The organism is Mycobacterium sp. 1245852.3 (genome assembly GCF_001669335.1).
GTDB classification, from domain to species: Bacteria; Actinomycetota; Actinomycetes; order Mycobacteriales; family Mycobacteriaceae; genus Mycobacterium; species Mycobacterium europaeum_A.
Genome location: NZ_LZLL01000602.1, coordinates 1 through 7373, shown reverse-complemented (window position 1 = coordinate 7373; position 7373 = coordinate 1). Strand labels below are relative to the sequence as shown.

At 68.0% G+C, this 7373-nt stretch carries 5 protein-coding genes; 2 read left to right on the top strand and 3 right to left on the bottom strand.

What is annotated here, in order from left to right; genetic code table 11:
- Window positions 1-727, top strand: a 727-nt coding sequence (locus A9W96_RS28025) for an SDR family NAD(P)-dependent oxidoreductase (protein ID WP_067144494.1), incomplete at its 5' end; no start/stop codon positions are given.
- 31 nt (window positions 728-758) lie between these two features.
- On the opposite strand, the gene A9W96_RS28020 is transcribed toward A9W96_RS28025, so the two are convergent.
- Both A9W96_RS28020 and A9W96_RS28015 read right to left on the bottom strand, forming a co-directional pair.
- Complete coding sequence (locus tag A9W96_RS28020; protein ID WP_066866680.1) at window positions 759-1661, bottom strand: SAM-dependent methyltransferase; 903 nt, start codon at window positions 1659-1661, stop codon at window positions 759-761.
- A 102-nt stretch (window positions 1662-1763) separates the two neighbouring features.
- On the bottom strand, window positions 1764-2594 hold the full coding sequence (locus A9W96_RS28015; RefSeq protein ID WP_067144493.1) for an LLM class F420-dependent oxidoreductase: 831 nt from the start codon (window positions 2592-2594) through the stop codon (window positions 1764-1766).
- A 434-nt stretch (window positions 2595-3028) separates the two neighbouring features.
- Between A9W96_RS28015 and A9W96_RS28005 the strand changes: the two genes are divergently transcribed.
- Complete coding sequence (locus A9W96_RS28005) at window positions 3029-6220, top strand: kelch repeat-containing protein (RefSeq protein WP_067144491.1); 3192 nt, start codon at window positions 3029-3031, stop codon at window positions 6218-6220.
- A 14-nt stretch (window positions 6221-6234) separates the two neighbouring features.
- Here A9W96_RS28005 and A9W96_RS28000 read toward each other — a convergent pair.
- Window positions 6235-7373 (bottom strand): ABC transporter permease (locus A9W96_RS28000; RefSeq protein WP_231999945.1); only part of this gene is annotated, 1139 nt, incomplete at its 5' end.

Below are 7373 nucleotides of genomic sequence, written 5' to 3'. Positions count from 1 at the left end.
GGCCGCCGAAGGAGCCGACATCGTCGTCGCCGATGCCCCGCAGGCGATGACGGACCTGACCTATCCCCTGGGCACCGAGGACGACCTACGGGAAACGACCAAGCTCGTCGAGGAACTGGGCCGGCGTTGCGTGCCGATCACCTTGGACGTGCGCGACGCGGCCGCGGTCAACGCCGCGATCACCCAGACGGTCGCCGACCTAGGCAGCCTCGACATCGTGGTGGCCAACGCCGGAATCGTCAGCACCGGGGTGCTGGAAGACGTCAGCGACGTGGTGTGGCAACAGCTGATCGACACCAACCTGACCGGCGCCTTTCACACCCTGCGCGCCGCGATCCCGGTGATGCGCCAGCAGCGGTTCGGCAGGATCGTCGTCACCTCCTCGATGGGCGGCCGCATGGGCATCCCCGAGCTGGCCGCCTACAACGCCACCAAGTGGGGCGTCATCGGCCTGGCGAAGTCCGCCGCCCTCGAGGTCGCCAAGGAGGGCATCACGATCAACGTCGTCTGCCCCACCACCACCCAGACGCCGATGGTGCAACCCACCGGAAGCGACGACGTCCCCGACGACCTCGTGCGCCGGATGACCAAAGCCAACCCGATACCGCAACCCTGGCTACAGCCCGAGGACGTCAGCCGCGGCGTGGTGTACCTGGTCACCGACCCGGGAGTGATCACCGGAAGCGTGCTCGAGATCGGCCTCGGCGGCAGCGCACGCATCCACTGACGATCGGCTCCGCATGCAGTCGGCGGGCCGTCTAGTTACGGACCCCGTTCAGAAACAGCATGAATTCTGAAGACGCGGGAAATTCACCCGCCGCGGACGGAGATCGCCCAGCGGCGCGCAAGAGGTCGGTCACGTTCGCGTTGTGTGTTACCCAGCCACGCTCCGCCAGATACACCGCGGGATCTTGCCGGGGCCCCGAAAAGGTCAGTCCTCGCAAATTGAGGCTGGGGTCACGCTGGCACCACTGGTCATGGAACTCGCTGAGAAATTCATTGATCAGATCGGGACGACGGATGTCGGTGTGGTCGGCCACTATCCGGCTGCCCGGGGCGCTCAATCCCGTGATCGCATCGAGTATTTCGTCGTGCGCCCGGGGTGGCAGATAGCCGACCAGGAGACCTTCCACAATCCATGCTGTCGGCTTAGAGTCGTCAAACCCCGCTTGCAGCAATGCTTTCGCCCAGTCACGTCGGAGATCGACGCCCACGCAACGGTGGTGCGTCGCCGGCGCGCAGCCCAGCTTCGCCAGGATATCTCGCTTCCAGCCGATGACTTCGGGTTGATCCACTTCATAGATGGATATCCCCGACGGCCAGTCCAATCGGTACGCGCGGCTGTCCAATCCGGATGCCAAAATCACCGCCTGTCGAAGACCCAGGAAGCACGCCTGGGTGGCGAAGTCATCGAAGGCCCTACTGCGAAGACCGAAATACGCCGGAAGCCAGCCCGCCCCGATCTCCGAAAACGAGACCAGTCCGTCGACTATCTGGGTAAAAAGCTTGATTCCGACTGCCCGAACCAAATCCTCGGCGAACGGGTCGTTGATCAGCGGGTTGGGGCTCTTGCTGGCGACGGCCCGCGCCGCGGCCACCATCGTGGCCGTGGCTCCCACGCTGGTTTTCAAGCCCCAGCTATCGTCGTCGGTTCGGGTCATGTTCGCTCCTTTGGGATTTCGGTTGCCAAGATTTGTCGCGTCGAAAGCTTTGGGTAGCGGCGCGCGATTCGGGCAGCAGGCGAGTTCCCCGGCATCGAAGCCCTAGCCACGGTATTGATCAACCTTGGCGGCGTAGTCATCGAGCAGTCGAAGTGACTCGTCGGTCGGCAGCGTGGGTAACAGGAGCGCCACCTGGCCGAACCCCAGCTTGTCGGCCACGGCCCAATAGTCGGGATCGACGGGCGCGCCGAACATCGCCAGCGGGACGTCGTAGCCCGCACCGTCACGCATTTCGTTGGTCCGCATGATCAAGGCCTCCGCCGGCGTTGGGACGGCTAGCCACCCCGCGTTGTGCCGGATCACCCGTTTCACCGCTGCCGCGGAGTTGCCGCCGATGAAGACCGGAGGATGCGGTTGCCGGACCGGCTTGGGCCGGATGTAGGACGCGTCGAAATTGACATACGTGCCGTGGTATTCGGCGGGTTCGTCGCTCCACAGCGCCTTGACGGCCTCGATCCGCTCGTCGAGCAGCGCACCGCGCGTCTTCGGGTCGGTGCCATGGTCGCGCAGTTCCTCGAGATTCCAGCCTGCGCCCACGCCCAAGGCGAACCGGCCGTTCGATATCAAATCGATGCTCGCGGCCTCTTTTGCCACGATGATCGGATCGCGTTGGACCAACAGCGCGATACCGGTGAACAGTTCGATTCTCGACGTCGTCGCCGCGGCAGCGGCCAGCGTGACGAAGGGATCGAGGGTCCGGTAAAACTCGGGGGGCAAATCGCCGCCGAGTGGATATGGCGACTGCCGGCAGGCCGGTATATGGGTGTGCTCGGCCACCATCAGCGAAGTGAAGTGCCGGTCTTCGATCGCGCGAGCGAGCGACACCGTGTCGATGCTGTTGTCGGTTACGAACGTGGAAATACCAAAGTCCATTTGATCCTCGACCGTTAGTCATGCAAGGGGTTGCAGCGTCCCGCGTGACTTCCGAAACGACCGCCACCGCAATGCAACCTGTGCGGGTGGCCGAATCGCCGGACGCCTCGAGAAACCCCCTTGCTGTCCTCGTGATCAGCGTCGCCGAGACCGCGGACGCCAACCAGACTGCGGCTTTACCGGTAGCGGCGCAGACAGTCAGCGGGTGCTGCGCGCGTGCAATCGTCAGTCGGTTGCGGTACCAGACCGGCCAGCATCTGCAGAGCCGGGCCCCCGACGCCATCGACGTTGAGACCGCGGGCGAAGCGCGGCGACAACGCACGAGCCAACCGGGTTAGCGGCCAGGATTGTCGCCGGAACCGCACTGACGGCGATCCGATGTTCGCTACGCTTGACCCCGATTGATCAATCGCCTGGGAAGTTGGGGCCAGGTAATGGCTGAAAAACCCAAGGCTCGCGCCCCGGCGTCGGGAGCGAGCGAGGTCGTGGCGGAGTTAGCCGCTGCCGGGTTCGACAACGCCCGCCAGATCGCTCGGGGCGCCGCCGGGGTGGTCTATTGCTGTCGCGAGACAGCGCTCGGGCGCAATGTGGCGATCAAGGTGCTGCCGACCTTCATCGACGACGCCGGCCGCGAACGGTTTCTGCGCGAGGGCTACGCCATGGGCGGGCTCTCGGGGCACCCGAACATCGTCAACATTTTGCGGGTCGGCCTGACCGCGAGCGGCCGCCCCTACATTGTCATGTCGTACTGCCCCGCGGGCTCGCTGGGCCTGCGGGTGCAGCGCGAGGGCCCCATCGCCTGGCCGGAAGCCGTGCGGATCGGCGTAAAGCTCTGCGGCGCACTGGAAACCGCACACCTGAGCGGCACGCTGCATCGCGACATCAAGCCCGCGAACGTGCTCGTCAACGACTACGGCGAACCGCAACTGACCGACTTCGGGACCGCCCACATCGCCGGCGGATATGAGACGGCGGCCGGATTGTTCTCCGGCACAATCGATTACCTCGCGCCCGAGGTGATGGCGGGCGATCCTGCGACGGTCGGCAGCGACGTCTATTCGCTTGGCGCCACCCTGTATTCGCTCATCGCCGGCAACCCCGCCTACGAGCGCCGCGGCAGCGAAGACCTGCTCGCGCACTACACGCGGATCAACAACACGCGGGTCCCGGACCTGCGTCCCGGCGGGATCCCCGACGCGGTGTGTGCGGCGATCGAGACGGCGATGGCGGTCGACTTGGCCGAGCGGCCGGCGTCGGCGGCGGAGTTCGGTCGCGGACTGCAGGAGAGCCTGCGCCGCAACGGCCTGAAGCCCGACGCGATGGCCATCACCGCCGTCGGCGCGGGCGCGGGGCGCACGGTGGGCGGCTCGGCGGGTCTGGCGAAGCCGCGGACCTCGCCGGCCGGGCATGGCGGGAAGGCGGGGGCACCGGCCGCGCGACCGCCGCGCATCGCCAAACCGGCCCCGCGAAATGCCGACCCGGACAGCACCTCGCTGATCCATCCGCTCACCGATCGCCGCGCGACGCCCGCACCGTCGCGCTCCACCGGGCCGCAGCGGGCCGGGCCACGCGCCCCGGACCGGCGAGGCCCAATTCCGGCCCGGCCCAACACCTCCGAACCCACCGAGGCGATCGCCGAACCGACCAGCATGACCGACGCGATCGCGCCGCCGAGCGACGCCGACCCACCCGCCGTCGCGCGTCGCGGGCCGGCCGCCGGGGCGGTGAAGTGGCTGGGCTCGTCGGGCAAGAAGGGCAATCGCCTGACGGCGCCCCTGATCGTGCTGGGGATCGTGGTGGCGGTACTGGTGCTCGGCAGCGGCGTCTACGTGCTGCTCACCCAGGGCAACAAACACCACCAGCCCGCGGCCAGTCAACCGAGCGGCCAAACCGTGAAGTGGCAGCCGATCACCAACGCGCGCATCGCGCGCCAGGCGGCGGCGACCACGCAGGCCGATGGCACGATCTGGATCTTCGGCGGACTGGGCAGTAACCGCGCGCTCGTCGCCAACCACGAGGGCTATGACCCGGTGATTGACAGCTGGAAGAGCGGCGACGATCTTCCGGTTCCGGTTCAGCACGCGATGGCGGTGACGTGGCGGGGCAACCCGATCGTGCTCGGCGGCTGGCGGGCCGCGGGAGCGCAAAAGGTTGCCAGCGACCAGGTTTGGCGGGTGGTCAACAGCCACTGGGTCGAACTGCCCCACCTGTTGCAACCGCGGGCGGCGGCCGCGGCCGCGGTCGTGGGCGACCGCATCGTCGTCACCGGCGGCGTCGACGCGAACGGCGCCCCGCTGAACACCACCGAGGTCTTCGACGGCAACTCCTGGACCCTCGGCACGCCGATCCCGACCCCGCGGCAGATGCTGGCCGCGGCGTCGGACGGCAAGCTGGTGTACGCGGTGGGCGGCAGCAACGGGACCACCGACCTGCCGACCGTCGAGGCGTATGACCCTGCCGCGAAAAGCTGGACGCGGTTGCCCGACCTCCCCCAGCCACGCGGTGATCTCGGCGTGGCGATCGCCGATCGGCGGTTGGTGGCCGTCGGGGGGCAGTCGGCCGGGCAGGTCCTCAAGAGCGTGTCGGTGTTCGATCTGACCACGAACGCGTGGGCCGGCTTGCCGGATCTTGCGATTGCGCGCCACGGCATGGCGGTCGACGCGGTGGGGCAAGCCGTGTTCGCGATCGGCGGGTCGAGCGAGGTCGGCGACGGCCAGGCCACCTCGTCGGCCGAGGCGCTGCAGCTGCCGGCGCGCCGAATCCAGCCCGCCGCGCAATGGCGTTCCCTGCCCGATGCGCCGACGCCTCGGCTGATGACGGCGTGGACCGTGCTCGACGACAAGATCTGGATCGTCGGCGGCCTGCGCGACGGCGTGGCGTTGTCGACGGTCGAAAGCTACGACCCGCGCGCCGGCACCTGGCAGCCGCAACCGCCACTGCCAATCCCGCTGCACCACGCCGCCGCGGCGACCTATCACGGCGAGGTGGTGGTGCTCGGCGGCGCCAGCAGCGACCTCACCCAAGCGTCCACCAAGGTGTTCGCGTTGCGCGCCGGCAAGTGGGTCGAACTGCCGAACCTCACCCACGCCCGCGCGGCGCTGGCCGCCGCGGTGGTCGGCGACAGACTCGTGGCCGTCGGCGGCCAGAACGCCAAGCAACTCGTCGGTCAGACCGAGGTCTTCGACGGCAGCTCGTGGCACGACGCGGCCGACATGCCAACTCCGCGTGAGCATCTCGCGGCGGTGTCGGACGGCACCTATGTCTACGCGGTCGGCGGCAGATTCCTGTCGGCCGACAAGAACTCCGCGGCGTTCGAACGGTTCGACCCCCAGTCCGGCAGCTGGACCAAATTGGTCGACATGCCGACCCCTCGCGGCAGCTACGGCGCCGCGTTCATCGACGGCCGGATCCTGGCGGTCGGCGGTGAGGAGCCGACGCGGGTGTTGGGGGTGGCCGAGATGTACGACATCGCCAACGGAACCTGGAGCGCGCTGCCTCCGATGCCCACCCCGCGTCACGCCGAGGCGGTCGCGACGGTGGGCAACACCGTCTACTGCATCGGTGGCGCGAACCGGCCCACCCACGAAGGCCCGGTCGCTACGGTCGAGGCCCTGGACTTCATCTAGCGGGTGACGGCGGATCAGTGGCGCTTGAGCCGACTGCGCCACCCCACGAATCCCGCGTACACGATGGTCAACAGCGCCAGCATGCCCACGTCGAACAGCCAGGTCGAGGCCGTGTGCTTGAAGTGGCGGTCTTTCGGGGCAAGCGGGCCGGGCTCGATGGCCCACAGGTCGACCGTCGAGGCCTGCGCCGCATAGCCCCACCGCGAGGGCACCGCCCACGACATCTGGTCCAGGCCGAGCCGGTTGGTGACCGGGACCATGCCCCCGCAGAGCACCAACTGCAGCATCAGGGACACCACCAGCAGCGGCATGATCTGCTCGTTGGACCGGGCCAGGGAGGACAGGACCAGGCCGACCATCGCGGCGGCGACGCACATCGCGGCGGTCGCGACGTATAGCTCGAGGGTGGCACTGCCCAGCAGCAGGGCCGGGCGCGTCGGCGCCCCCTTCCCCAGGATCGTGATGGTCGTGGCGATCGCCGACTGAATGACGGCGAACACGAAGAACACCGCCATCTTCGCGAGCAGATACGCCTTGGTGGACAGGCCGACCGCCTGTTCCCGACGAAAGATCGGGCGCTCGCCGATGAGGTCGCGGATGGTCAGCGCGGTCCCCATGAACACGGCGGCCATGGTGAGCAACATCAACACCGAGCCCGGCTCGTCGGAGCCGTCGCCGCTGGGATCGGCGACACGGAATCCGGTCGAGCCGGGAACGGTGAGCGACAGCGCGCCCATCACGAACGGCAACAGCGCCAAGAAGATGAAGTAGGCGCGGTCGGCGACGATCAGCCGAACCTGCCGGCGCGCGATCGTGGCGAACTGACGACGGGTGCTCGAGCGTGCCGGCGCGCCCAGGTCGGCCGGCTTCTCCGCCTCGGGTCCCGCCGGCGGCGGTTTGAGCTGGGCCAGGAACCGACGGTTGGCCTCGTCGGGGTCCGCCCCCACCATGCCGAAGATCTTGGCCCAGTTGGTGGTTCCCATGGTCGCTTCGATTTCGTCGGGCGGCCCGCAGTACGCCGTCTTGCCGCCGGGCGCCATCAACAACACCTGGTCGCACAGGTCGAGATAGCTCAGCGAGTGCGTCACCACCAGCACCACCCGACCGGCGTCGGCCAACTGCCGCAACATGGTCATGACCTGTAAATCGAGCG